Genomic DNA, 24,654 nt, shown 5'->3' on the forward strand with positions numbered 1-24,654 from the left:
CAGCCCAGGACCAGCATCAGGATCGTTGTCGTCAGGCTCATAAGTGCCTCCTTTCGTGCCCTTGTGGGGCACACACTCTTACTAATCGACAGTCTAGTAGGCTCTGTGTTTCAAGCTATTGACCAATAGTCGAGCGTCTTCGAACACTTCGCTCTATGGTTTTAAATTAACTGCCCCCCGGCGCTATACCCCTGCTCGCGAGAGCCCTATGATCAGGGCCCCAGCCGGGAGCGGGTCGCCCGGCAGCAGATATATAGAGAGCGATGATGGTGCGGGTATTTCCTCGATTTCGAGCGGCGCTGCTGGCCAGCGCCTGTGTCTTGGGCCTGGTCGGTTGTGCCGGCAGTGTGCCGCCGCAGCTCAAGCGCTTGCCTGAGCGGGTGGAACTGAGCAGCGTGCCGTTCTTCCGTGGCGAGATGTACCAGAGCGGACCAGGGGCGTTGGCCAGCATGCTGTCGCAGCAGGGCATCGTGATCACCCCAGGGTTGCTGGACAAGCCCCTGCATTTGCCGGGAGCCGAGGCCCAGTTGCAGCAGAACATGCAGAACCTGGCCCGGGAATACGGCATGGTGGTCTACCCCTTGGACGATAACCTGGCGGCCTTGCTGACCCAGGTGGCCGCCGGTTATCCGGTACTGGTGCGCTTCACCGAAGGCAAGGCATTCTGGAGCGAACCGCGCTATGCGGTGCTGGCGGGTTACAACCAGGATAAGCAGACGGTGCTGCTGCGGGGGGGCAAGTTGCGTCGGCAGTTGATGGAATTCGGCGAGTTCGAGTCGGCCTGGAAGGATGCCGGTAGCTTCGCGGTGCTGATCCAGGCTCCCGAGCAACTGCCGGCGGGCGTCGATCGCCAGCGTTGGCTGAAGGCGGTCAATGAGCTGGCCCAGGCTGGCCAGGAGCAGGCAGCTGCCAGGGCCGGCAAGGCCCTCGACAAACGTTGAACCTGTAATAACGACAACGGCGCCCGAAGGCGCCGTTGTTGCAAGAGAGGGCTGCGGATCAGTGGGAGGCCTGGGTGGCTCCCACCTGCCGGCTCTTGAGGTTCTTCTCGGCCTTGTAGCGCAGGGCCACATCCGGCACCGAGCCGCTCTTGCCGGTCTCTACCCAGTTGCGGATCCGGCTGGCATCGGCGAAGTGGGTGTACTTGCCGAAGGCATCGAGAATCACCAGGGCCACCGGACGATTGCCCATGCTGGTCACCAGCACCAGGCAATGACCGGCCTGGTTGGTGAAGCCGGTCTTGGTGATCTTGATGTCCCATTTTTCCTTGTTCACCAAATGGTCGGTATTGCGAAAGCCCAGGGTGTAGTTGGGCTTGCGGAATGCCACGGTCTTTTCCTTGGTGGTGCTCAGTTCGCTGAGCATCGGATATTTGCGTGCGGCCAGCAGCAGCTTGCTCAGGTCGCGGGCGGTGGACACGTTATGGATCGACAGGCCGGTGGGCTCCACGTAGCGGGTGTGGGTCATGCCCAGGGACTTGGCCTTGGCGTTCATCGCGGCGATGAAGGCGGCGTAGCCACCCGGGTAGTGGTGGGCCAGGCTGGCGGCGGCGCGGTTTTCCGAGGACATCAGGGTGATCAGGAGCATTTCATGGCGGCTGAGCTCGCTATTGAGCTTGACTCGGGAGAACACGCCTTTCATTTCCGGGGTGTCGCTGATATTGACGGAAATGTATTCGTTCATGGGCTGCTTGGCGTCCAGCACCACCATGGCGGTCATGAGCTTGGTGACCGAGGCGATGGGCACCACGACGTCCGGGTTGCTGGAATAGATGACTTTGTTGGTCTGCAGGTCGAGCAGCAGGGCGCTGCCGGAGGCGATGTGCAATTGTGAAGTGTCTCTTGGCGCCGCGGTGGTTTCGGCGGCGTCGACGCTCTGCGCGACCAGGGTACCGGACACAGCAAACAACAAGCTGAGGATGGAGAGACGAATTTTCACGCTGGTGGACTCGATAGGATGGATATGCCGTCTTGCAACGGGCTTTCTTGGAAAAACGTTACATTCTATGAGTATGGCTGAAGAACTGTCGATTGCTCTTCAGCAGTCAGGTGAAAGCCCTTCAAAACCAAGAAAAAAACCGATTTTTTCCTGAACGGTAGTGCATGGTCGGTCTGGATCGCATGGCAGGCGCCGGGCCAGAAGTCGCCAGCGATAAGGGGAGGTAAATACTGGGGTGTTACAGAATAAAGAAAGCCCGCCGATGGCGGGCTTTTGTGTGCGCAAGGGCGCTCAGCTGTGCAGCGTTTCGGCGGCGTACAGGGTATTTTCCAGCAGGCAGGCGCGGGTCATGGGGCCTACGCCACCTGGCACCGGCGTAATCCAGCCGGCACGGGGCAGGGCGGTGTCATACACCACGTCGCCCACCAGCTTGCCGTCTTCCTGGCGGTTGATGCCGACGTCGATGACGATCGCGCCTTCCTTGATCCATTCGCCCTTGACCAGGCCCGGCTTGCCGGCGGCCACGACCACCAGGTCGGCACGGCTGACATGGCCGGCCAGGTCCTTGGTGAAGCGATGGGTCACGGTCACGGTGCAGCCGGCCAGCAGCAACTCCATGGCCATGGGGCGGCCGACGATGTTGGATGCGCCTACGACGACCGCATCCATGCCGTACAGGTCGGCACCGGTGCTCTCCAGCAGGGTCATGATGCCCTTGGGGGTGCAGGGGCGCAGCAGCGGGATACGCTGGGCCAGGCGACCGACGTTATAAGGATGGAAGCCATCCACGTCCTTGTCCGGGCGGATGCGCTCCAGCAACAGAGAAGAGTCCAGATGCTCCGGCAGAGGCAGTTGCAGCAGGACGCCATCGATATTCGGGTCATCGTTGAGGCGGTCGATCAGGCCGGCCAGGGCCTCTTGGGTGGTATCGGCCGGTAGATCGTAGGCTTGGGAAAGGAAGCCTACCTCTTCGCAGTCTTTACGCTTGTGCGAGACATAGACCTGGGAGGCCGGGTCGCTGCCGACCAGAATCACCGCAAGACCAGGAGTACGCAGGCCTTGCTGGCGACGCTCGGCGACACGCTTGGCGATCTGCTGGCGCAGGCTAGCGGCGATCGCTTTGCCGTCGATTAGTTGTGCAGTCATGACGCGTGATTAACCATCGAGAGGGAGAGAAAATGGGAACACATTCTCGCATGTCGGAACGAGAGGGCAAAGGCGCTTGGTCCGTGAATTGCCCTAACTCCTTTAATTAAATGAATTTTTTTTAAAAAAGAGTTGACGACCTAACGGCTCGTCTATAACATTCGTCGCACTTGTCGGGCACAGCCTAGCACTGGTTAAGAAGGTCGGGCAGAGTTGAAGTTGAACTCGTAACGACTGAAGCAATTAGTTTGTAGTCATCTAAGAGTACAGATTAATAAGGCGCCCGTAGCTCAGCTGGATAGAGCATCCGCCTTCTAAGCGGATGGTCGCAGGTTCGAGTCCTGCCGGGTGCGCCATTAGGCAGCTTTGGCACAAGTAATGCAATATGGTGGGCGTAGCTCAGTTGGTAGAGCACAGGATTGTGACTCCTGTTGTCGTGGGTTCGATCCCCATCGTCCACCCCATATTCGAAAAGGCGCCAGATTAATAGTCTGGCGCCTTTGCTTTAAAAGTCTGTTACGCGGACGTGGTGGAATTGGTAGACACACTGGATTTAGGTTCCAGCGCCGCAAGGTGTAAGAGTTCGAGTCTCTTCGTCCGCACCAATAAAGTAGCTAGTTAATAGCAGATGACGGCGCAGTACCTGAAAAGGTCTGCGCCGTTTTCGTTTCCGGTCTTGGTGCGTCCCGTGCGCGCGGCACGCCAGGAGGTGAAATACCCGTGCTGTATTCGTCAGCTTTCTCGGCGAATGGCTGCTGTTGGCTGGTACGTTCGAGGGGCTCGTTCAGGTTCCTTCTATATATAGAGGGGCTGATGCTGAGGCCCTGGTTCGGTTCGTAGTATTTGCTCTCATGGCGGGGCTGGAACCTTTGTCCCCGTCTTCACATTGCTGGCCGCTTTTTACCCGTTTTCAGTAGGGTGACTTCTTGAGTTCGACCCACTAGAATGCATGCCCTTGATTCTGGGGTCGGAAAACGGCCGGCTAATCGTCTGTGCAACGAGGAATATCCATGCAAGTTTCTGTTGAAAATACTTCTGCTCTTGAGCGCCGCATGAGCATCACCGTGCCGGCTGAGCGCATCGAGAGCCAGGTCAACAAGCGTCTGCAGCAGACTGCCCAAAAGGCCAAAATCCCAGGCTTCCGTCCTGGCAAGGTTCCAATGAGCGTGATTCGCCAGCGTTATGAGGCTGATGCACGTCAAGAAGCAGTAGGTGATGTGATCCAGGCTTCCTTCTATGAGGCCGTTGTCGAGCAGAAGCTGAACCCGGCTGGCGCTCCTTCGGTCGAGCCTAAGGTGCTGGAAAAAGGCAAGGACCTGGAATACGTCGCCACTTTCGAAGTTTTCCCTGAGTTCACCGTTGCCGGTTTCGAAGGTATCTCTGTCGAGCGCCTGAGCGCCGAAGTGGCTGATGCCGATCTGGACAAGATGCTGGAAATCCTGCGCAAGCAAAACGTTCGTTTCGAAGTGGCCGACCGCGCTGCCCAGAACGATGACCAACTGAACATCGATTTTGTTGGCAAGATCGACGGCGAAGCTTTCGCTGGCGGTTCGGCCAAGGGCACCCAGCTGGTATTGGGTTCCGGCCGCATGATCCCGGGCTTCGAAGATGGCCTGGTTGGCGCCAAGGCTGGTGAAGAGCGCGTTCTGAATCTGACCTTCCCCGAGAACTACCAGAACCTGGACCTGGCCAATAAGGCTGCCGAGTTCACCGTTACCGTCAACAGCGTTTCCGAACCCAAGCTGCCTGAACTGACTGAAGAGTTCTTCGCGCAATTCGGTATCAAGGAAGCTGGCCTGGATGGTTTCCGTGCAGAAGTTCGCAAGAACATGGAGCGTGAACTGCGTCAGGCCATCAAGTCAAAGGTGAAGAACCAGGTCATGGATGGTCTGCTGGCCGCCAACCCGATCGAAGTACCGAAGGCTCTGCTGGATAACGAAGTCAACCGTCTGCGCGTTCAGGCTGTTCAGCAGTTCGGTGGCAATATCAAGCCTGATCAACTGCCAGCCGAGCTGTTCGAAGAACAAGCCAAGCGCCGCGTAGTACTGGGTCTGATCGTTGCTGAAGTGGTCAAGCAATTCGACCTCAAGCCTGACGAAGCACGCGTTCGTGAACTGATCCAGGAAATGGCTTCTGCCTACCAGGAACCAGAGCAAGTCGTGTCCTGGTACTACAAGAACGAGCAGCAACTGAACGAAGTTCGTTCGGTTGTGCTGGAAGAACAAGTTGTGGATACTGTTCTGCAGAAAGCTAGCGTGACCGACAAATCGGTCTCTTACGAAGAAGCGGTCAAGCCGGTAGAAGCACCTCAAGCCGACTAATCTTCTTTATCGTTCGAAGCACACACCATAAGCCAGCCTTCGTGCTGGCTTATGCGTATTCAAGATATGACTATTTGGGAGTAACTGCAGGACATGTCCCGCAATTCTTATTATCAGCAGAGCTCTGACATTCAGGCCGCAGGTGGTCTGGTCCCGATGGTTATCGAGCAGTCCGCCCGTGGCGAGCGCGCCTACGACATCTACTCGCGCCTCCTCAAGGAGCGGGTGATCTTCCTGATCGGCCCGGTAGAAGACTACATGGCCAACCTGGTTGCGGCGCAGCTGCTTTTCCTTGAAGCCGAAAACCCGGACAAGGACATCCATCTGTACATCAACTCGCCAGGTGGTTCGGTGACCGCCGGCATGTCGATCTACGACACCATGCAGTTCATCAAGCCTGACGTTTCCACTATTTGCATCGGCCAGGCATGCAGCATGGGTGCATTTCTGCTTGCAGGTGGTGCGGCTGGCAAGCGCCACTGCCTGCCGAACTCGCGCATGATGATCCACCAGCCGCTCGGCGGTTTCCAAGGCCAGGCGTCGGATATCGACATCCATGCCAAGGAAATCCTGCACATCCGTTCGCGACTGAACTCGCTGCTGGCCCATCACACTGGCCAGAGCCTGGAAACGATTGAGCGTGATACCGAGCGTGATAACTTCATGAGCGCCGAGCGCGCTGCGGAGTACGGCCTGATCGACTCCGTGATCAACAAGCGTCAAATGCCCGCCTAAGCAACTTGAATGGAGGCGACTGGTTTGACCGGTCGCCTGCGGACTTGAAAAAGCCCGCAATTGCCTTCATCTTGTGTTGCAAGCCTATCGGATTTGGATCGATCGAATGACTGACACCCGCAACGGCGAGGACAACGGCAAACTGCTTTATTGCTCCTTCTGTGGCAAAAGCCAGCATGAAGTGCGCAAATTGATTGCCGGCCCCTCGGTCTTTATCTGCGACGAGTGCGTCGACCTGTGCAATGACATCATCCGTGAGGAGGTGCAGGAGGCACAGGCTGAGAGCAGCGCGCATAAATTGCCTTCGCCTAAAGAAATCAGCGGCATCCTTGATCAGTATGTGATTGGTCAGGAGCGTGCGAAGAAGGTTCTGGCGGTAGCGGTGTACAACCACTACAAGCGTCTGAACCAGCGTGACAAGAAAAGTGACGATGTCGAACTCGGCAAGAGCAACATTTTGCTGATCGGCCCTACAGGTTCGGGTAAAACACTGTTGGCCGAAACCCTGGCGCGCCTGTTGAACGTGCCTTTCACCATTGCCGACGCGACCACCCTGACCGAAGCCGGTTACGTGGGTGAGGACGTCGAGAACATCATTCAGAAGCTGCTGCAGAAGTGCGACTACGATGTGGAAAAAGCCCAGATGGGCATTGTCTACATCGATGAAATCGACAAGATTTCCCGCAAGTCCGACAACCCTTCGATTACCCGGGATGTTTCCGGCGAAGGCGTGCAGCAGGCATTGTTGAAGCTGATCGAAGGCACGGTCGCCTCGGTTCCGCCTCAAGGTGGCCGCAAGCATCCCCAGCAGGAGTTCCTGCAAGTCGACACCCGCAACATCCTGTTCATCTGTGGCGGTGCGTTCTCCGGCCTGGAGAAGGTCATCCAGAATCGCTCCACTCGCGGTGGCATCGGCTTCAATGCCGAAGTCCGCAGCAAGGAAGAGGGCAAGAAGGTTGGCGAGTCCCTGCGTGAAGTCGAGCCTGACGATCTGGTCAAGTTTGGCCTGATTCCAGAGTTCGTCGGTCGTCTGCCGGTTCTGGCAACCCTGGACGAGCTGGATGAGGCTGCGCTGATCCAGATCCTCACCGAACCGAAGAACGCCTTGACCAAGCAGTACGGCAAGCTGTTCGAGATGGAAGGTGTCGACCTGGAGTTCCGCACGGACGCACTGAAGGCCGTCGCTAAGCGGGCGTTGGAGCGCAAGACTGGCGCCCGTGGGCTGCGCTCGATTCTCGAAGGCGTGCTGCTCGACACTATGTACGAGATCCCCTCGCAGTCCGAGGTGAGTAAAGTAGTGATCGACGAAAGCGTTATTGAAGGCAAGTCCCAGCCACTGTTCATTTATGAAAACAGTGAGCCGACTGCCAAGGCGGCTCCCGACGCGTAAGCTTCGGGCTGTTCGAGTGAAAGAAGGGGCCTTCGGGCCCCTTTGTTTTTAGCGTCTTTGAAACGCTGTCTTTGAGCTTGTTTTTTTTTCAGGCAGCCCCCATCTTGGTTTCACGTTTACTTCCACCTGTTTACGGCCGTATGGCCGCCGTAGAGGCGAAATCATGAAGACAACCATCGAATTGCCTCTCCTGCCATTGCGTGATGTCGTAGTTTATCCGCACATGGTTATCCCGCTGTTCGTGGGGCGCGAGAAGTCGATCGAAGCCCTCGAGGCAGCGATGACGGGCGACAAGCAGATTCTGCTGCTGGCACAGAGAAACCCTGCTGATGACGATCCCGGTGAGGATGCACTCTATCGCGTAGGTACCATTGCGACTGTGTTGCAGTTGCTCAAGCTGCCCGATGGCACTGTCAAGGTGCTTGTCGAGGGCGAGCAGCGCGGCGCTGTCGAGCGCTTCAGCGAAGTGGACGGCCACTGCCGTGCCGAAGTCGCCCTGATTGATGAGGTCGAAGCTCCCGACCGCGAGTCGGAAGTTTTCGTCCGCAGCTTGCTGTCCCAGTTCGAGCAATATGTACAGCTGGGCAAGAAGGTCCCTGCCGAGGTTCTTTCTTCCCTCAATAGTATCGATGAGCCCAGTCGCCTGGTGGATACCATGGCGGCGCACATGGCGCTGAAGATCGAGCAGAAGCAGGAAATCCTCGAGATCATCGACCTGTCCGCACGGGTCGAGCATGTCCTGGCCCTGCTGGATGCCGAGATCGATCTGCTGCAAGTGGAAAAACGCATCCGTGGTCGCGTCAAGAAGCAGATGGAGCGCAGCCAGCGCGAGTACTACCTGAATGAGCAGATGAAGGCCATTCAGAAAGAGCTGGGCGATGGTGACGAAGGTCACAACGAAATCGAAGAACTGAAGAAGCGCATCGATGCCGCCGGGCTGCCGAAGGACGCCATGGCCAAGGCCCAGGCCGAGCTGAACAAGCTCAAGCAGATGTCGCCGATGTCCGCCGAGGCCACCGTGGTTCGCTCCTACATCGACTGGCTGGTGCAGGTGCCTTGGAAGGCCCAGAGCAAGGTACGCCTGGACCTGGCGCGCGCCGAGGACATCCTCGATGCCGACCACTACGGCCTGGAAGAGGTCAAGGAACGGATCCTCGAATACCTCGCCGTGCAGAAGCGCGTGAAGAAGATTCGTGGCCCGGTACTGTGCCTGGTGGGCCCGCCCGGGGTCGGCAAGACCTCCCTGGCGGAATCGATCGCCAATGCCACCAACCGCAAGTTCGTGCGCATGGCCCTGGGCGGTGTGCGTGACGAAGCGGAAATTCGTGGGCACCGGCGGACCTACATCGGTTCGATGCCGGGAAGATTGATTCAAAAGATGACCAAGGTTGGCGTGCGCAACCCGCTGTTCCTGCTCGATGAAATCGACAAGATGGGCAGCGACATGCGCGGCGATCCAGCCTCGGCCCTGCTCGAGGTGCTGGACCCCGAGCAGAACCACAACTTCAACGATCACTACCTGGAGGTCGACTACGACCTGTCCGATGTGATGTTCCTCTGCACCTCCAACTCGATGAACATTCCGCCAGCCCTGCTGGACCGGATGGAAGTGATCCGCCTGCCCGGGTACACCGAGGACGAGAAGATCAACATCGCGGTCAAGTACCTTGCGCCCAAGCAGGTCCAGGCCAATGGCCTGAAGAAGGGCGAGCTGGAATTCGACCCGGCGGCGATCCGCGACATCATCCGCTACTACACTCGCGAGGCAGGTGTGCGCGGCCTGGAGCGCCAGATCGCCAAGGTCTGCCGCAAGGCGGTGAAGGAGCATGCGTTGGAAAAACGCTTCTCGGTGAAGGTCACTTCCGACCTGCTGGAGCATTTCCTGGGCGTGCGCAAATTCCGCTACGGCCTGGCCGAGCAGCAGGACCAGATCGGCCAGGTGACCGGCCTGGCGTGGACCCAGGTGGGGGGGGAGCTGTTGACCATCGAGGCGGCCGTGGTGCCGGGCAAGGGGCAACTGATCAAGACCGGTTCCCTGGGCGATGTCATGGTCGAGTCGATCACCGCCGCGCAGACCGTAGTTCGCAGCCGCGCCAAGAGCCTGGGCATTCCCCTGGATTTCCATGAGAAGCGCGATACCCATATCCACATGCCCGAAGGCGCGACTCCGAAAGACGGTCCGAGCGCGGGCATAGGCATGTGCACGGCATTGGTTTCGGCCCTGACCGGTATTCCGGTACGAGCGGATGTAGCGATGACCGGCGAGATCACTCTGCGTGGTCAGGTATTGGCTATCGGTGGTTTGAAAGAGAAACTACTGGCGGCTCATCGGGGCGGAATCAAGACCGTGATCATTCCTGAAGAGAACGTTCGCGATTTGAAAGAAATTCCAGACAATATCAAGCAGGATCTGCAGATCAAACCAGTTAAATGGATTGACGAAGTCCTGCAAATTGCGCTGCAATACGCGCCGGAGCCCTTGCCGGATGTGGCTCCCGAGATAGTTGCAAAGGACGAAAAACGCGAGTCTGACTCTAAGGAAAGAATTAGCACGCATTAGTACGCATTAGCCTGGGGGGCTTCCTTGACAGCTTTTTAGAGCCCTTGTTATAAAGCGGCTCTTAAATGCCTGTAGGCCATTCAGCACTCGTTTTTGCTTTCACCAAAAAACTTAGAATCATACTCATAGATATATAAGGGGACTTAGAGTGAACAAGTCGGAACTGATTGATGCTATCGCTGCATCTGCTGATCTCCCGAAAGCTGCTGCTGGCCGTGCGCTGGATGCAGTGATCGAATCCGTTACTGGCGCTCTGAAGGCCGGTGACTCTGTTGTGCTGGTTGGTTTCGGTACTTTCTCGGTAACTGATCGTCCAGCTCGTGTTGGTCGTAACCCACAGACCGGCAAGACTCTGGAAATCGCTGCTGCTAAAAAGCCAGGTTTCAAAGCCGGTAAAGCTCTGAAAGAAGCGGTCAACTAAGTTTCTTCAGGGCCTTTGCCCATCCGGGTCGGGGTCATGCCTGATCTGGCAGCGGGGCGCCAGTCGACCGGTGCTACCGGTTCACGCCGAGAGTCGCAGGTTCAGCTCTTGTCCGCTCCGCCAGTTACGAGAAGGCGCATCCTCGGATGCGCCTTTCTTCTATCCGGACTCTACCCACGCTCCACGGTTGCTTGAACAGAAGTACAGCCGTTTCTGGGGGACGCATGCTGCAGAATATCAGGGACAATTCACAAGGCTGGATTGCCAAAACCATCATCGGGGTCATCGTCGCATTGATGGCGTTGACCGGTTTCGATGCCATTTTCAACGCGACTAGCCATAAACAGGATGCGGCCAAGGTCAACGGCGAGGAGATCACTCAGAACGAGTTGAGCCAGGCCGTCGACATGCAACGCCGCCAGCTGATGCAGCAATTGGGCAAGGACTTCGATGCCTCCCTGCTCGACGAGAAGATGCTGCGTGAAGCGGCCCTGAAAGGGTTGATCGACCGCAAGTTGCTGCTGCAAGGTGCCCAGGACTCCAAGTTCGCTTTCTCCGAAGGTGCCCTGGACCAGGTGATCCTGCAAACACCGGAATTCCAGGTTGAAGGCAAGTTCAGCCCCGAGCGTTTCGATCAGGTCATTCGCCAGCTGGGTTATAGCCGCATGCAGTTCCGGCAGATGCTCAGCCAGGAAATGCTCATCGGCCAGATCCGTGCCGGCCTGGCTGGCAGCGGTTTCGTCACCGACGCCCAGGTGCTGGCATTCGCCCGGCTGGAGAAACAGACCCGCGACTTCGCTTCCCTGACCGTCAAGGCCGATCCGGTAGCCATCAAGCTGACCGATGACGAGGTCAAGGCCTATTACGACCAGCACGCCAAGGAGTTCATGACGCCTGACCAAGTGGTGATCGATTACATCGAGCTGAAGAAAGCCGCTTTCTTCGACCAAGTCAGTGTCAAGGACGAAGACCTGCAGGCGCTTTATCAGAAAGAGATCGGCAACCTGGCCGAGCAGCGCCGTGCCGCGCATATCCTGATCGAGGTCAACGACAAGGTCGACGAAGCCCAGGCCAAGGCCAAGATCGAAGACATCCAGGCTCGCCTGGCCAAGGGCGAGAAGTTCGAGGCGCTGGCCAAGGAGTTCTCCCAGGATCCGGGTTCGGCCAATAACGGTGGTGACCTGGGTTACGCAGGTCCCGGCGTCTACGATCCAGCCTTCGAGAAAGCGCTGTACGCGTTGAACAAGGACCAGGTCTCCGCCCCGGTACGCACCGATTTCGGTTTCCACCTGATCAAGCTGCTCGGTGTCGAGGCGCCTGAGGTGCCGAGCTTCGCCAGCCTCAAGGACAAGCTGACCCGCGAGCTGAAGGCGCAACAGGTCGAACAGCGTTTCGTCGATGCCACCAAGCAGCTGGAAGACTCGTCGTTCGAAGCCTCCGACCTGGCCCAGCCGGCCCAGGACCTGAAACTCACCGTGCATACCTCCGCGCCGTTCGGCCGTGAGGGTGGCGACGGTATCGCGGCCAACCGCGCCGTGATCCAGGCGGCTTTCAGTACCGAAGTCCTCGACGAGGGGGCCAACAGCGGCGCCATCGAACTGGATCCGGAAACCGTCGTGGTACTGCGTGCCAAGGAGCACCGCAAGCCCGAGCAACTGCCCCTGGAGAGCGTAGCCAGTTCCATTCGCACGCAATTGGCCAAGGAGCACGCCAGCGCTGCGGCCAAGACCAAGGCTGAAGAGCTGATCGCCAGTCTGCGCGATGGCAAGGTTGCGCTGAACAAGCCCGTGGACGGCCAGGACTGGAAAGTCGCTAAAGCCGTTACCCGCGGCCAGGACGGTATCGATCCGACCGTACTGCAGGCTCTGTTCCGCATGAGCAAGCCTGAGTCCAAGGACAAGCCGAGCTTCACCAGCGTGACCCTGCCTAACGGCAACCTGCTGGTGCTGCAGCTCAACGCGGTCAACGAAGCCACGGCGCCGACCGAGGAAGAGAAGGCCCAGTACCGTCGCTTCCTGGCTTCGCGCCAAGGGCAGCAAGACTTCGCGGCCTACCGCAAGCAACTGGAAAGCCAAGCGGATATCAAGCGCTACTGATGCCTGTTCCCCTGTGTTGAAAAGACCCCGGCCTCAAAGCCGGGGTCTTTTTTTTGCGTGGATGATCCCCATCCATGAGCGGTTAGCGATAAGCCGCAAACCCTTGTCGCTTGGCACCCACCGCTACCAGCAGGGCCGTCAGCAGCAGGCCGCCGATCACCCAGGGGAAGCTGGTCACCCCCGGCCCCTGGAGCAGCACTGCGCCGCCCAGGCCGCCCCCGGCGATTGCCAGGTTCCACAAGGTCACCAGCATCGACTGCGCGGCGTCGGCATGTTCACCAGCAGATTTGGCCAGCGCGGTTTGCAATAGGGTGGGAATACCTCCGAACGAAAGCCCCCAGATCACTGTCGCGACATAGATCGTCGTCGGTCCCTGGGGAAGCAGCCCCAGCAGCAGGGTCGAGGCGATGAACAGTAGGCAACTGACCAGTACCAGTGCCCTTAGCCAGCGATCGATCAGCAACCCGGTCGCCCAGATACTCAACAGGGCGGCCAGGCCGAACACCAGCAGCACACGCTCGATCTGTCCGCCAAGGCCGGCTGGTCCAAGGAAGGGCGCAATGTAGGTGTAGAGAATGTTGTGGCCCAATACATAGGTAAAGGTCACGAACAACACCGGCCTGACGCCCGGCAATGCCAGTACCCGGCGCAGGGGAAGGCGTTTCTGGGGGCGTAGCCCCGGGAAGTCCGGTACCTGCCGGAGTACCCAGACCACCAGCCCGAGGGTCAGCAACGTCATGATGGCGAAACTCATGCGCCAGCCCACCATGTTGCCGAGCAAGGTTCCCGCCGGAATACCGATGGACAACGCGACAGGGGCACCGAGCATGGCCATGGCGATCGCTCGTCCCTGCAGGTGAGGCGCCACCATGCGACTGGCGTAGCCGGCGAGCAGGGCCCAGAGCAAACCGGCGAAGACTCCAGCACAGAAGCGAGCGGCCAGGGTCAGGCTGTAGTCGCTGGAAAGGGCGGTAATGCTGTTGACGATGGCGAACCCGCCAACGGCGATCAGCAACAGGGGGCGCCGTCGCCAACTTTGAGTCAGGGTCACCAGCGGAATGGCCGCCAGCAACGAGCCCAGGGCATACAAGGTGACCAATTGCCCGATCAGAGGCGGCGAGACCTCAAGGCCCTGGCTCATTTGTGGCAGTAATCCGGCCGGCATGGCTTCGGTCAACAGGGTGATGAAACCTGCGCTCGCCAGGGCCAGAAGGCCGCCGACGGGAAAGCGTTCAGAAGTTTCAGTAACAGGGGGCAGCAGCTCGCAGGCATCCACTGGGCGATTCATGGAAGGCTCCATGGTTGAAAGGGAGATACAGGGTAGGGCGCTGTCCATGGGGGAAAAATAGGCTAAGGTTCCGAACTTATCGGACATCCAGGTCCTTAATTCCGGAGTTGGCAATGGATTGGTTAGGCAGTATCCCGGTGTTCATGCAGGTGGCGGAGACTCGCAGCTTCACCGAGGCCGGGCGCCTTCTGGGGGTGTCGTCCTCGGCTGTGGGCAAAAGCATCGCGCGCTTGGAGGAGCGATTGGAAACCCGCCTCTTTCATCGCACCACCCGCAGTATCAGCCTTACCGCCGAAGGGGCGGGGTTGCTGGAGCGGTGCCGCCGGATTGCCGCCGAGGTCGAGCTGGCCCAATTCCAGTTATGCGATTCGGCCAGTGCCCCCGTGGGCAAACTGCGGATCAGCGCGCCCCAGGCCCACAGCCTGTTGATGCCGGTACTGGCGGAGTTCATGTTGCGCTATCCGCAGATCGAGCTGGATGTCGATCTTTCCGACCGCATGGTGGACGTCGTGGAAGAGGGCTTCGATCTGGTGGTACGCACCGGCAACCCCAAGGATTCACGCTTGCTGGCCCGGCAGGTGGGGCGTTTTCGCATGGTGCTGGTGGGCAGCCCGGGCTACTTCCAGGCCCGCGGACTGCCCCTGTCACCCCAGGAGTTGCATGGGCACGCCTGCCTGCGGCACATCTTCCATCACACCGGCAAGCTTGAGGCCTGGCCATTCAAGCCTCGGCTCCACCAGCCTGAACCGCTGCTGCCGACTCGCTTGACCAGTAGCTCTATCGAAGCACTGGAGCAAGCGGCCCGCAGCGGCCTGGGCATCGCCTGCTTGCCGGACTTCATGGTGCGTTCCGCCATCCAGCGCCAAGAGCTGCAGGTGGTACTCGACGAGTACCTGGAGTTCAAGGGCACCTTCTGGTTGCTGTGGCCGTCGAGCCGGCACGCCGCTGCCAAGCTGCGAGTGCTGATCGAACATTTGAGCGAACGACTTTTTCCGGTAAACAGTGGTCAGTAACCTTGCGTGAGATCAACGCCATCAATTAGCCGAACTGCGCGACGCTGATCTGTAGCACAATACGCGCCGAAGCGTTTTCCTCAGGATTCTCGATGTTTAGATCATTTCCCCTGCGCTCGGCAACCGCGGTATTGCTGTTGTCCGCGGTCGCCGGTTGTTCATCGCACAAGACGGCCATCTACGAGCATGAAAGCTTCGACGATTCGGGTACGTTCTCGCGCAACTATCCGGTCAGCGAGACGGCATCTTGCGAGGCTGCGCGACGCGCACTGCTGAGCCAGGGCTACATCATCACCAGCAATGATCCGAAGCTGGTCAGTGGCCACAAGAGCTTCCAGCAGACCGGCGAGACCCACCTGGAAATCAGCTTCAACATCGTCTGTGCCAAGGATGGGACCGGTGGTCGTCGCTCGACGGTGTTCGCCAACGCCCTGCAGGACCGCTATGCCCTGAAGAAACTGAACAACTCGGCGAGCCTCGGGGTCGGGGTCCTGGGCTCGGTATCGATGCCCATCGGCTCCACTGACGATTCGATGGTCAAGGTGGCCAGCGAGACGGTGTCATCCGCCAAGTTCTATGAGCGCTACTTTGCCCTGTTGGAATTGTTCCTGCCCGAGGAAACCAAGGCAGCCACCCATGTCGAGGACAAGCCCAAGGCCGATCTCGGGGTTCCCGAGAACAAGCCGGACAGCCAGGCCCAGCTTCCGGCCAAGGCAGAGCCCCAGCCTGCATCATTGGCTCCGCTGGTCGTGCCCTCAGCGGTCCCAAGTACCCCGGTCGCCGAGCCTGAGCCGAGCCTGTCGCAGCCGGTGGTGCCGCCGGTGCAGGCGGCTCCGATAGTGCCGGCTCCAGCAAGCGAGCCAGCGCCGGCAAGCGATGTGCTCGTTCCAGAGCCCGTCATTACTCCTCCTCCCGCCAGCACGCTGCCACCGCCTTCCGAGCCGATCCAGGCGTTGCCGCGCTGAGCTGCCATGGCGATGGCGGTTCCGCCATCGCGGCACCCGGTCGCCAGGGCCTGGCTTGTCCAACAGTTGCTGCTTCCCTTGTCGACAGGGTCGCTGTTCGCCGTTCGGGCAGGGCGATAGCGGTTGCCTGTTTAAATTGTTTATGGGCCGTTACGTTTCAATGACAGAAATCCTGACTTGGGGGGTAGTATTTTTCCTGTCATCCCGGCAACTTATGCTGATCCTGGCGATAAACGAGCGCAGGTCCATTCAATCAACGGAAAAGGAGTCTCCATGGACGATTACCAAGAAGAGCTGCTGGAGTATCAAGCTTTCGAGCTGGATCCTCTGGAACCCGCAGACGATGCCACCGAGCTGTAAAGCCGGTGGTTTTTTTTAGCCGAACTGCCGGTGGCTGCGACGAAACTCCCCCGGAGTCTGGCCGTTCCAGCGCTTGAAGGCCCGCTGAAAGGCCTCGGCTGAGGCGAACCCCAACAGATAGGCAATCTCGCCGAACGCCAGTTCGGTGTCGCGGATGTAAGTCATGGCCAGGTCGCGCCGGGTGTCGTTGAGAATCGCCCGGAACTGCGTACCTTCCTCGGCCAGCTTGCGGCGCAAGGTCCAGGTCGGCAGCTTCAGGCGCGCCGCCACTTCCTCCAGGTCCGGTTCCCGGCCACCGTTGAGCAACGGTCCGAGCAATTGAATGATGCGTTCGCGCAGGCTGCGGGTGCGGGTCAGTTGCTCCAGTTCCCTTTCGCACAACAGCAACAGGTGGCGCCAGGTGCTCGGGCAATGCTCGGGGTTGCGCAAGGCCAGGCTGGCCTGGTCCAGGCGCAGTTGGTTGCGCTCGGCGCCGAAGTGCACCGTGGTAGGGCCGAGCAGGGCATAGGCCTCGTGGTAGTCGGGCTGTTCGAATTCGATGTCGATCCGTTGCGCGTGCAGCGTTTTCCCGGCCAGGTTGGACAACTGCTGCAACCAGCCGGAGATGATCGAGTCCACCACGAAACGGTTGTAGGCGTTGTACGGGCTGATGGAATAGAAGCGCAGCCAGGCGCCGTCGGTATCCTCGCAAAAGCTCGACTGGCCGCGATAGTTGGAGCCGTACAGGGCTTCGAAGCGCGTCAGGCAGCGTGCCGCTTCACGCACGGTGGGCGCCTGGGCGGCGGTGACACCGGCCAGGCCGGCCTGGCTCAGGCGGCTGAGGCGACCCATGCGCAATCCCAGGGCCGGATCCCCGGTGAGCTGGATCGCCCCGTGGCCCAGGCGCATGTAGCGTGGAATCGACAGGCGCGCCCCGGCTTCGGCCAGCCGCGCGCTGTCCAGTCCATACTGCTCCAACAGGGGAGCAGGGTCCTGGCCATGGCTGCGGACCGCATCCGCCAGGCTATGGACGAAGCCCACCGACAGGTCGCCCAGGCGCATCGGTGCGCTTTTCAAGGCTCTACAGCCAGAGGTTCAGCAGGCGGGCGCCACGGCTGCCATCGTCGGCGAAGGTCTGGCCTGCGCTGCTCAGGAAGCTCTGGCCGCTGGTGCCCAGGTCCCAGAACTGGCCACGCAGGAAGACGCTGGCGCCACCGCTGGCCAGGCTCTGGGAGGCGCGGCTGGTGAGGGTCAGGCGCTGCCACGCCGTGCCCTCGCTGGTATTCGGCGCGAGGGCTGCAAGGGCGGCACTGTGGTCGCCGCGCCAGGGTTGCTCCCAGCGGCCCTTGCCCATGATGAAGGCCGGCACCGCCACCAGCTGTGCCTGCTGTGCGTCGAGCTTGCGGTAGTTCTCCGGATACCAGCTATCGCTGCCGATCAGGACCCCGAGACGCCCGGCCGGAGTGTCGAAGACCTGCGGCGCCGCGCCGACATCGCCATGGATATAGCCGCTCTCGGAGAGGCTGGGGTAGATCTGGCGCTGCGGCTGGCCAATGGGCTGGCCATCGCTGCCGAACACCAGGGCGCTGTTGTACAGGGCGCCAGTACCCACCAGCAGGCTGCCCTGGTTGACGCTGGGTTCGGGGAGCACGATGGAGCCGGCCACCAGGGTCACCTGGAATTCCCGGGCCAGGCCGCCGAAGAGCTCCTGATAGTCCCTGGCCATCTGCTGGGCTTTCATCCGCAGGTGGGCGTCGTCCAGCCGGCTGGCGCCCTTGGCGGCGGCCAAGGCCTTGACGAACAGCAGCGGGTTGCTCACCGCCAGCCAGTTCATGGCCTCCTTCAGGGTGGTGGCCTGGTACAGCTCGTTCTTCTCGCCACTGACCATCAGCCAGGTACCGATATGTTCGGGCAGCACGACGATGGTCTTGGCATTCACCAGGCCGCGCTCACGAGCCTGTTGCAGGTAGGCCGCAAGCTTGCGGTGCAGGCGTGCGCTGCTTTGGTAGTCAGTGGGAAACAGCTCCGGCTGGATCGCCAGCAGGTTGCCGTGGTCGGCGCGCGCGCCATGGTCCACCGCCAGCGTGATGCGCAGGTCCGACAGGTAGTGCGCCCCCGGGCGATCGCGGGTCCAGGCTCCATAGCTGCCGATGGCGGCGACCAGGGCCAGGGCGAGGGTGATGTACAGAAGTTTGCGCATGGGAAAACAGTCGACAACCGTGTGCAGGATTCGCCGCCTAGGGTAGGGCGACAGCCCACGCTTGCCAAGGGTCGCTGTGCGTTTGGATCAATAACTTGTCAGTTACGGTCATTGAGCCTACAGCGGGTGTGCTTTTAGTCTGTGCCGCACTACCGACGGGAGCCGCAGAGCTTCCGCACCTACCGTGATAGCCCGATCTGGAGTGACGCCATGGCTGCTGCCCCGTACCCGCATTTGCTGGCCCCCCTCGACCTGGGGTTCACCACCCTGCGCAACCGCACCCTGATGGGCTCCATGCACACCGGCCTGGAAGAAAAGCCCGGCGGCTTCGAGCGCATGGCGGCGTATTTTGCCGAGCGCGCCCGCGGCGGCGTGGGCCTGATGGTCACCGGCGGCATCGGCCCCAACGATGAAGGTGGGGTGTATTCCGGAGCGGCCAAGCTGACTACCGAGGAAGAGGCGCAGAAGCACCTGATCGTGACCCGCGCGGTGCACGAGGCCGGTGGCAAGATCTGCATGCAGATCCTGCACGCCGGACGTTACGCCTACAGCCCCAAGCAGGTCGCGCCCAGCGCCATCCAGGCGCCGATCAACCCGTTCAAGCCCAAGGAGCTGGACGAGGAGGGCATCGAGAAGCAGATCCGCGATTTCGTCACCTGTTCGACCCTGGCCCAGAAGGCCGAATACGACGGCGTCGAGATCATGGGGTCCGAGGGCTACTTCATCAACCAGTTCCTCGCCGCCCATACCAACCACCGTACCGACCGCTGGGGTGGCAGCTACGAGAACCGCATGCGCCTGCCGCTGGAGATCGTGCGTCGGGTGCGTGAAGCGGTAGGCCCGAACTTCATCATCATCTTCCGCCTGTCGATGCTCGACCTGGTGGAAGGCGGCAGCACCTGGGAAGAGATCGTGCAACTGGCCCAGGCCATCGAGAAGGCCGGCGCCACCCTCATCAACACCGGTATCGGCTGGCACGAGGCGCGCATCCCGACCATCGCCACCAAGGTGCCGCGCGCCGCGTTCAGCAAGGTCACGGCCAAGCTGCGGGGTTCGGTGGGCATCCCGCTGATCACCACCAACCGCATCAATACCCCGGAAGTGGCGGAGCAGATCCTGGCCGAGGGTGATGCCGACATGGTGTCCATGGCCCGGCCGTTCCTGGCCGATCCGGACTTCGTCAACAAGGCTGCCGCCGGCCGTGCCGACGAGATCAACACCTGCATCGGCTGCAACCAGGCGTGCCTGGACCACACCTTCGGCGGCAAGCTGACCAGTTGCCTGGTCAACCCCCGCGCCTGCCACGAGACCGAGCTCAATTACCTGCCGGTCCAGCAGATCAAGAAGATCGCCGTGGTCGGTGCCGGTCCGGCCGGTTTGTCCGCCGCCACCGTGGCCGCCGAGCGTGGGCACCAGGTGACCCTGTTCGATTCGGCCAGCGAAATTGGCGGCCAGTTCAATATCGCCAAGCGTGTGCCGGGCAAGGAGGAGTTCTACGAAACCCTGCGTTACTTCAAGCGCAAATTGCAGACCACGCATGTCGAGTTGTGCCTGGATACCCGGGTGGATGTCGAGCAACTGGTGGCCGGCGGGTTCGATGAAATCATCCTCGCCACCGGCATCGCACCACGGGTGCCGGCGATTCCCGGGGTGGAACACGCCAAGGTCCTGAGCTACCTGGACGTGCTGCTCGAGCGCAAGCCGGTGGGCCAGAAGGTGGCGGTGATCGGTGCTGGCGGCATCGGCTTCGACGTCTCCGAGTTCCTCGTGCACCAGGGCGTAGCCACCAGCCAGGATCGCGAGGCGTTCTGGAAGGAGTGGGGCATCGACACCCGCTTGCAGGCTCGCGGCGGCATCGCCGGGATCAAGGCCGAACCCCATGCTCCGGCGCGCCAGGTGTTCCTGCTGCAGCGCAAGAAGAGCAAGGTCGGAGATGGCCTGGGCAAGACCACGGGCTGGATCCATCGCACTGGCTTGAAGAACAAGCAGGTGCAGATGCTCAACAGCGTCGAGTACCTGAAGATCGACGACGCCGGCCTGCATATCCGCGTTGGCGAAGCGGGCGAGCCCCAGGTGCTGCCGGTGGACAACGTGGTGATCTGCGCCGGCCAGGACCCGCTGCGCGAATTGCACGATGGCCTGGTGGCCGCCGGGCAGAACGTGCACCTGATCGGTGGCGCCGACGTGGCGGCCGAGCTGGATGCCAAGCGCGCCATCAACCAGGGTTCGCGCCTGGCCGCCGAGCTCTGATCCCTCCTGCCCCGGCAGCGGCCCTGTAGCCGCTGCCGAAGGCTGCGCATGCCCCGCATGGGCACGACGATCTTCCATTCCTGCACCTTCCCGTTGGCCTCTGAAGGTCTTACCTGCCCCGTAGGGGCACGGCGATCCTCGATCCCTGCACCCACACCTGCCCTTTGCCCCTGAAGGCCCTGCGGTCCTTTGCGCAGCCTTCGGCAGCGGTTACACGAAGCTTGTGTCGCTGGGGCACGGCGATCTGGTCCAGGGTTGCTAGAATGCGCACCCCTGTCTGCCGAGTCGCCAGCGATGCCCCTTGCCGAGTCCTTCGATCACTTGCCCCAGGCCCCGCTACAGCGGCTGGAGCTGGATTGGCTGCACCAGGCCGGGGTCGAGGTGGCGGTGCTGCGCCTGGACCTGATCGATCCGCTGATCAGCGGCAACAAGTGGTTCAAGCTCAACCACCACCTGCAGGCGGCGCGCCGCCAGGGCGCGCGGGGCATCATCAGCCTCGGCGGCGCCCATTCCAATCACCTGCATGCCCTGGCCGCCGCCGGCCAGCGTTTCGCCTTCGCCACGGTCGGGCTGCTGCGCGGGCAGCGCCAGGACACGCCGACCGTGCTCGACCTGGAGCGCTTCGGCATGCAGTTGCACTGGCTCGGCTACGGCGGCTACCGGGCGCGCCATCAAGCGGGTTTCTGGACACCCTGGCAGGCCCGGTATCCCGACCTTTACCCGGTACCCGAGGGCGGTGGCGGCCTGGCCGGAGCATTGGGCTGCGTGCCGCTGCTGGAGCAGGTGCGCTCGCAACTGCCGGCCCTGGGCTGGAGCGATTATCACGGCTGGTGGCTGGCCGCCGGCACTGGCACCACGCTGGCCGGGCTGGTCCTGGCCGAGGCCGGGGCGCACCCGGTGCAGGGTGCCCTGGCGGTGCCGATGGACCACGGCGTACCGCAGCAAGTCGCCGGTATCCTGGGGGAAGCCGGCAGGGCGCTCGAAGGTTATGCCTTGCTGGACGCCAGCCGTGGCGGCTTCGCCAAGGTGGACCGGGTGCTGGAGGCGTTCATCGAGCAGACGGAAAAGGCCAGCGGCTTGCCGCTGGAGCCGCTGTACACCGGCAAGGCCCTGCTGGCCCTGCACGAGCAGGTCCAGGCCGGAAGATTCGCCCCGGGTTGTCGGTTGATCTTCGTCCACAGCGGCGGCCTGCAGGGGCGCCGCGGCTTTGCCGGTCAGGCCTGATCGCGCGGATGCCACATCCGCTGCAGGGTGTTGTCGCGCATCACGTAGTGGTGATACAGCCCGGCCAGGGCATGCAGGCCGATCAGCCAGTAGCCCAGGGTGCCCAGCAGTTCGTGCCAGCCCTGGAGCTGTTTGGCCAGGGCTTTGTCTTCATGCAGCAGCAATGGCAGGTCCAGGCCATAGAACATCACCTGGTGCCCCTTGGCGCTGGTGGTCAGCCAGCCCAGCAGCGGCATGGCGATCATGAACAGGTACAGCGCCCAGTGCATCAGCGTCGCCAGCAGCCTCTGCCATGACGGCGGCGTGGGCTCGATCCTTGGCGCCACGCCCTGGGCCCGGGCGAACAACCGCAGCCAGACCAGGACGAACACGGTCAGGCCGAGCATGAAGTGGGCCTCGGTGATCAGGGTGCGGCCACCGCTGCCCTTGGGGAAGATGCCGCGAAATTCGATACAGGCGTAGACCACCGCCAGCAGGACCAGCATCAGCCAGTGCAGGGCGATTGTCATGGTGCTATAGCGCGCCTCGGTGTTTTTCCAGGGCATGGGGGCTTCCTCGGTCATCAGGTCTGAAGCCTCCGTTCTTGAGCGACGGAGTGCTTTAACTGTAAGCCGCTTTTGCCCGGTTTGCCTGGTGCGCCGCAAGCTTTCATCGGCTGGATGCCGAGCGCCAGCCGATAAAGCAACGGCGACTTGTATCAGTCGCCGTCCGGTCATTTTCACGGATGAAGTTCACCGCCCCTGGGGCATTTCTCCCCGGGCCAGGCGCTGGTTGATATCGGCGATCACCTGGGGCAGGTCGGCGATGGTGTCGATCATGTAGTGCGGGCGCGATGGCTCGAATAGCGTGTGGATGCGCTGGCGCTCGCTGGCCAGGGTATCGCTGGCCAAGGCGCGGTAGCCCTCGTAGCTCAGGCCCAGGGCGTTGCCCGAGCAGGTCAGGGCCACGGTCCACATGCCGGCGCGGCGGCCTTCGAGAATCCCCGGCACGGTGTCGTCGATCTTCACGCAGGCGGCTACATCGTCGATGCCCAGGGCGATCACGTTGGCCAGGGCCTGGGCCGGCCAGGGGCGACCGTTGGGCACTTCGTCGGTGGCCACCACGTGGTCGGCGATATAGCCGTTGGTCGCGGCCAGGGCCACCACCCGGTCCATCACCTGTTTCGGATAACCGGAGCAGGAGCCGATCTTGATGCCTTGCTCACGCAGCTTGGCGATCACCTCCAAAGCCCCGGGGATCAGGGCCGAGTGCTCGGCGATCTTCTCGATCTGCAACGGCATGAAGCGCTCGTAGATGGCGGTGACGTCGGCATCGGTTGGGGTGCGGCCGAAGACCTTGCGATAGCGCTCGGCCACTTGCGGCAAATCGCACAGGGTGCGGATGTGGTCCCACTTGCCCATGCCCATCGGGCCGCGGGCTTCTTCGATGGAGACCTCTACATCGAACTCGGCGAAGGCCTCGACGAAGATCTGGGTCGGGGCGAAGGAGCCGAAATCGACCACGGTGCCGGCCCAGTCGAGGATCGCGGCTTGCAGCTGGTTGGGGTTGGTGTAGTTCATCGTTCAAGGACCTGTACAAGAGGCGAGGACGGCCGTGCCCGGCGGGCACGGTGATGGGGCGATCAGATATCCAGTACTTCCATTTCCCGCAGCACCTGGGCCACGGCAGCGACGGCGGCCTGCATGCCGGCTCGGTCGACGTGGCCGATGCAGCCGACGCGGAAGGTCTCGACCTGGGTCAGCTTGCCCGGGTAGAGGATGAAACCCTTGGCCTTGACCCGCTCGTAGAAGTCCTTGAACTGGTAGCGCGGGTCTTGTGGGGCGTGGAAGGTAACGATGATCGGCGCCTGGATCGCCGCTGGCAGGAAGCTGCGCAGGCCCAACTCGCCCATGCCTTGCAACAGGGCCTGGCAGTTGTCGCGGTAGCGTGCCAGGCGTGCCGGCAAGCCGCCCTCCTCGTGGTATTGCAGCAAGGCTTCGTGCAGCGCAGCCACCACGTGGGTCGGCGGGGTGAAACGCCACTGGCCGGTCTTGGCCATGTAGGCGTGCTGGTCGTGCAGGTCCATGGCCAGGGAATGGGCATTGCCCGCCGCCTGGGCCAGGGACTCCTTGCGAGCGAAGACGAAGCCCATGCCGGGCACGCCTTCCAGGCACTTGCCGGACGCGGCGATCAGCGCATCGAAGGCGATCTCGCGGGCATCGATGGGCAAGGCGCCGAAGGAACTCATGGCGTCGATGATCAGGCGCTTGCCGTGGCGGGCGACCACCTGGGCGATCTCCGGCAGCGGGTTGAGGATGCCGGTGCTGGTCTCGCAGTGGATCAGCGCCACGTGGCTGATGGACGGGTCGGCCAGCAGCAGGCGCTCGACATCGGCGGCGGTGGTGGGCTCGTCCTCGGCGGTTTCGAAGGTACTGAAGTCACGGCCGAGCACTTCGCAGATCTTCGCCAGGCGCTGGCCGTAGGCGCCGTTGATCAGCACCAGGACCTTGCCATCGCGGGGCACCAGGGTGCCGATGGCGGCTTCCACGGCGAAAGTGCCGCTGCCTTGGAGGGGGACACAGTGATGGGTGGCCTGGCCGTTGACGATGGCCAGCAATTGCGCGCACAGGCTGGCGGTCAGCTGGTTGAAGTCGCGATCCCAGGAGCCCCAGTCCACCAGCATCGCCCGGCGGGTGCGGGCGGACGTGGTCAGGGGGCCGGGGGTAAGCAGGATTGGCTCGGCGATGCTCATGCTGTGTCCTCGAAAATGATGGGAGTTAGGGTCTGTT

At 61.5% G+C, this 24,654-nt stretch carries 19 protein-coding genes and 3 tRNA genes; 14 read left to right on the top strand and 8 right to left on the bottom strand.

Going from position 1 to position 24,654, the window contains the following annotated elements; all coding sequences use genetic code 11:
• Positions 1–266: 266 nt before the first annotated feature.
• The gene (locus ACK6AU_RS17155) at positions 267–941 is read left to right on the top strand and encodes a peptidase C39 family protein (RefSeq protein ID WP_409300222.1); all 675 of its coding nucleotides are present in this window, start codon (positions 267–269) and stop codon (positions 939–941) included.
• Between the two features lie 58 nt (positions 942–999).
• Here ACK6AU_RS17155 and pbpG read toward each other — a convergent pair whose 3' ends face one another.
• Together pbpG and folD are read right to left on the bottom strand one after the other, a co-directional pair.
• On the bottom strand, positions 1,000–1,938 hold the full coding sequence (pbpG, locus tag ACK6AU_RS17160; protein WP_409300224.1) for a D-alanyl-D-alanine endopeptidase: 939 nt from the start codon (positions 1,936–1,938) through the stop codon (positions 1,000–1,002).
• Positions 1,939–2,229: 291 nt separating this feature from the next.
• Positions 2,230–3,084: a bifunctional methylenetetrahydrofolate dehydrogenase/methenyltetrahydrofolate cyclohydrolase FolD gene (gene folD / locus ACK6AU_RS17165; protein WP_185698946.1), complete on the bottom strand. Its 855-nt coding sequence runs from the start codon at positions 3,082–3,084 to the stop codon at positions 2,230–2,232.
• A gap of 279 nt (positions 3,085–3,363) precedes the next feature.
• Between folD and ACK6AU_RS17170 the strand changes: the two genes are divergently transcribed.
• The 9 genes from ACK6AU_RS17170 (at position 3,364) to ACK6AU_RS17210 (ending at position 12,607) form a co-directional block, all read left to right on the top strand.
• A tRNA-Arg gene (locus ACK6AU_RS17170) sits at positions 3,364–3,440 on the top strand.
• Positions 3,441–3,472: 32 nt separating this feature from the next.
• Positions 3,473–3,548, top strand: a tRNA-His gene (locus ACK6AU_RS17175).
• 56 nt (positions 3,549–3,604) lie between these two features.
• Positions 3,605–3,689, top strand: a tRNA-Leu gene (locus tag ACK6AU_RS17180).
• Between the two features lie 405 nt (positions 3,690–4,094).
• Positions 4,095–5,405, top strand: a complete 1,311-nt coding sequence (gene tig / locus ACK6AU_RS17185; protein WP_185698947.1) for a trigger factor — start codon at positions 4,095–4,097, stop codon at positions 5,403–5,405.
• Positions 5,406–5,498: 93 nt separating this feature from the next.
• Positions 5,499–6,140 (top strand): ATP-dependent Clp endopeptidase proteolytic subunit ClpP, encoded by a 642-nt coding sequence (clpP, locus tag ACK6AU_RS17190; RefSeq protein WP_016965272.1) that lies wholly within the window; start codon positions 5,499–5,501, stop codon positions 6,138–6,140.
• 106 nt (positions 6,141–6,246) lie between these two features.
• Positions 6,247–7,530, top strand: a complete 1,284-nt coding sequence (clpX, locus tag ACK6AU_RS17195; protein ID WP_185698948.1) for an ATP-dependent Clp protease ATP-binding subunit ClpX — start codon at positions 6,247–6,249, stop codon at positions 7,528–7,530.
• 163 nt (positions 7,531–7,693) lie between these two features.
• Entirely contained in the window at positions 7,694–10,090 is a 2,397-nt protein-coding gene (lon, locus tag ACK6AU_RS17200) for an endopeptidase La (RefSeq protein WP_185698949.1), read from the top strand.
• A 148-nt stretch (positions 10,091–10,238) separates the two neighbouring features.
• On the top strand, positions 10,239–10,511 hold the full coding sequence (locus ACK6AU_RS17205) for an HU family DNA-binding protein (RefSeq protein WP_022639715.1): 273 nt from the start codon (positions 10,239–10,241) through the stop codon (positions 10,509–10,511).
• 224 nt (positions 10,512–10,735) lie between these two features.
• Positions 10,736–12,607 carry a SurA N-terminal domain-containing protein gene (locus ACK6AU_RS17210; protein ID WP_409300227.1) on the top strand — a complete coding sequence of 624 codons (1,872 nt, stop codon included), beginning with the start codon at positions 10,736–10,738 and terminating at the stop codon, positions 12,605–12,607.
• 82 nt (positions 12,608–12,689) lie between these two features.
• Here ACK6AU_RS17210 and ACK6AU_RS17215 read toward each other — a convergent pair whose 3' ends face one another.
• Positions 12,690–13,895 carry an MFS transporter gene (locus ACK6AU_RS17215; RefSeq protein WP_409300229.1) on the bottom strand — a complete coding sequence of 402 codons (1,206 nt, stop codon included), beginning with the start codon at positions 13,893–13,895 and terminating at the stop codon, positions 12,690–12,692.
• Positions 13,896–14,008: 113 nt separating this feature from the next.
• Between ACK6AU_RS17215 and ACK6AU_RS17220 the strand changes: the two genes are divergently transcribed.
• On the top strand, positions 14,009–14,908 hold the full coding sequence (locus ACK6AU_RS17220) for a LysR family transcriptional regulator (protein ID WP_409300231.1): 900 nt from the start codon (positions 14,009–14,011) through the stop codon (positions 14,906–14,908).
• Between the two features lie 92 nt (positions 14,909–15,000).
• Complete coding sequence (locus ACK6AU_RS17225) at positions 15,001–15,873, top strand: DUF2242 domain-containing protein (RefSeq protein ID WP_409300233.1); 873 nt, start codon at positions 15,001–15,003, stop codon at positions 15,871–15,873.
• Positions 15,874–16,248: 375 nt separating this feature from the next.
• Here the strand turns inward: ACK6AU_RS17225 and ACK6AU_RS17230 are convergent, their stop codons facing one another.
• Together ACK6AU_RS17230 and ACK6AU_RS17235 are read right to left on the bottom strand one after the other, a co-directional pair.
• Positions 16,249–17,289: an AraC family transcriptional regulator gene (locus ACK6AU_RS17230; protein ID WP_185698954.1), complete on the bottom strand. Its 1,041-nt coding sequence runs from the start codon at positions 17,287–17,289 to the stop codon at positions 16,249–16,251.
• A gap of 4 nt (positions 17,290–17,293) precedes the next feature.
• Positions 17,294–18,412, bottom strand: coding sequence for a carbon-nitrogen hydrolase family protein (locus tag ACK6AU_RS17235; RefSeq protein WP_185698955.1), 1,119 nt, complete (start codon positions 18,410–18,412; stop codon positions 17,294–17,296).
• A gap of 210 nt (positions 18,413–18,622) precedes the next feature.
• On the opposite strand from ACK6AU_RS17235, the gene ACK6AU_RS17240 reads away from it, so the two are divergent.
• Together ACK6AU_RS17240 and ACK6AU_RS17245 are read left to right on the top strand one after the other, a co-directional pair.
• Positions 18,623–20,662, top strand: a complete 2,040-nt coding sequence (locus ACK6AU_RS17240) for an FAD-dependent oxidoreductase (RefSeq protein WP_185698956.1) — start codon at positions 18,623–18,625, stop codon at positions 20,660–20,662.
• A gap of 294 nt (positions 20,663–20,956) precedes the next feature.
• Positions 20,957–21,886, top strand: a complete 930-nt coding sequence (locus ACK6AU_RS17245) for a 1-aminocyclopropane-1-carboxylate deaminase/D-cysteine desulfhydrase (RefSeq protein ID WP_185698957.1) — start codon at positions 20,957–20,959, stop codon at positions 21,884–21,886.
• On the opposite strand, the gene ACK6AU_RS17250 is transcribed toward ACK6AU_RS17245, so the two are convergent.
• The 3 genes from ACK6AU_RS17250 to ACK6AU_RS17260 all read right to left on the bottom strand — a co-directional run bounded on the left by ACK6AU_RS17250 (position 21,877) and on the right by ACK6AU_RS17260 (position 24,617).
• On the bottom strand, positions 21,877–22,431 hold the full coding sequence (locus ACK6AU_RS17250; protein ID WP_409300255.1) for a cytochrome b: 555 nt from the start codon (positions 22,429–22,431) through the stop codon (positions 21,877–21,879). The genes ACK6AU_RS17245 and ACK6AU_RS17250 overlap by 10 nt on opposite strands.
• A 186-nt stretch (positions 22,432–22,617) precedes the next feature.
• Positions 22,618–23,445 carry a phosphonoacetaldehyde hydrolase gene (gene phnX, locus ACK6AU_RS17255; RefSeq protein WP_409300237.1) on the bottom strand — a complete coding sequence of 276 codons (828 nt, stop codon included), beginning with the start codon at positions 23,443–23,445 and terminating at the stop codon, positions 22,618–22,620.
• A gap of 62 nt (positions 23,446–23,507) precedes the next feature.
• A complete protein-coding gene (locus ACK6AU_RS17260) occupies positions 23,508–24,617 on the bottom strand; it encodes a 2-aminoethylphosphonate--pyruvate transaminase (protein ID WP_185698960.1) in 1,110 nt (369 codons plus the stop codon).
• Positions 24,618–24,654: the final 37 nt, after the last annotated feature.

It is taken from the genome of Pseudomonas sp. KCJK8993 (assembly GCF_046230915.1).
In the GTDB taxonomy this organism is placed as follows: Bacteria; Pseudomonadota; Gammaproteobacteria; order Pseudomonadales; family Pseudomonadaceae; genus Aquipseudomonas; species Aquipseudomonas piscis.